The 985-nt window shown below is 61.0% G+C and carries 3 protein-coding genes and 1 pseudogene; all 4 read right to left on the reverse strand.

Annotation, left to right across the window (positions count from 1 at the left end; all coding sequences use genetic code 11):
- Window positions 1–96, reverse strand: a pseudogene (locus Abin_RS16335) (DUF6118 family protein); the annotation flags it as partial.
- Window positions 96–518, reverse strand: coding sequence for a type II toxin-antitoxin system VapC family toxin (locus tag Abin_RS15510; RefSeq protein WP_035378809.1), 423 nt, complete (start codon window positions 516–518; stop codon window positions 96–98). The pseudogene Abin_RS16335 and the gene Abin_RS15510, both read right to left, overlap by 1 nt.
- Window positions 515–766, reverse strand: a complete 252-nt coding sequence (locus Abin_RS15515) for a FitA-like ribbon-helix-helix domain-containing protein (RefSeq protein ID WP_035378811.1) — start codon at window positions 764–766, stop codon at window positions 515–517. The genes Abin_RS15510 and Abin_RS15515 overlap by 4 nt, the downstream gene beginning before the upstream one ends.
- A 65-nt stretch (window positions 767–831) precedes the next feature.
- Window positions 832–985: conjugal transfer protein TraA (locus Abin_RS16260; protein WP_084593718.1), on the reverse strand; the 154-nt coding region annotated here is incomplete at its 5' end.

Genomic DNA, 985 nt, shown 5'->3' on the forward strand with positions numbered 1-985 from the left:
CCACGCCTGCGGCAACGCTTCCACGCTGCGCCGGAGCACCGTCATTTCGGCGCACAGATCCTCAAACGCACGCGCTGCCGGATCTGTCTCGGACATCAGGCATCCTCCCACGGATTGAGAACCCGCACACCAGCAGCCTCGAAAGGCGACACGTCGCGACTGGCCACAACATAACCACGGGATGCGGCAGTCGCGGCAATATAGCCATCTGCCTTGCCAATCGCCCGCCCCTCTGACCTGGCCCGCACCATCAGTTCGGCATAGGCTTGAGACGCCGCCAGATCGAACGACAGGACGCGCCCCGCGAACAAGGGCAATACCTCCTGTTCCAGCCGCTCATGCAATACCGAGCGCCGCCTGCCGAGCGGCATCGCCCCGATCCCGAAACGCAGCTCCGCCACCGTAACGGCCGACAGAAAAAGCGTCTCGATCGCCTGCGCATCAATCCAGGCCAGAACACGCGGCTCCGGGACGGGCTTCCACGGCTCCGAGATCACATTGGTATCAAGCAGGATCATTCGAAGGACATCGGCTCGGCCGGGGTCTGATCGCGAACCTGCAAGGCCGCGACATCCTGATCACGCACACCGGCCTCACGACCAATAGACGCCAGAAGCGACCCCAGCCGCACCCGCTGCGAGGGCCGGACGGCCGCTTCCAAAATGGTCCGGATCTCCGCCTCCGTACTGCGTCCATGCAGCATGGCCTGCGCCTTCAGCGCCCGATGCGTCTCTTCCGGAAGATTGCGAATAACCACAGAGGACATGACAGAACTCCTCATTTCCTGAAATGATATCATAAATATAAATACGATATCTTTCCAGAAAAATCCTACATCCCCATATCCATACCGCGCGACCTCGAGCGTGAGAGGGCCTGCTCCCGCTGATGGGGATGCAACCCGTGATCGAGCGTCGATCCCTTCCTAATACCCAGCTCGCGGCTTTTCTCCCGCAGAATGGACTCAAGCTGCGCATCCCGCTTC

The sequence above is a fragment of the Acetobacter indonesiensis genome (assembly GCF_000963945.1).
GTDB classification, from domain to species: Bacteria; Pseudomonadota; Alphaproteobacteria; order Acetobacterales; family Acetobacteraceae; genus Acetobacter; species Acetobacter indonesiensis.

Excerpts from the sequence above, each read along its gene's own strand:
- Abin_RS15515 (WP_035378811.1), bottom strand. The coding sequence starts at position 766 with ATGTCCTCTGTGGTTATTCGCAATCTTCCGGAAGAGACGCATCGGGCG.
- Abin_RS15510 (WP_035378809.1), bottom strand. The coding sequence starts at position 518 with ATGATCCTGCTTGATACCAATGTGATCTCGGAGCCGTGGAAGCCCGTC.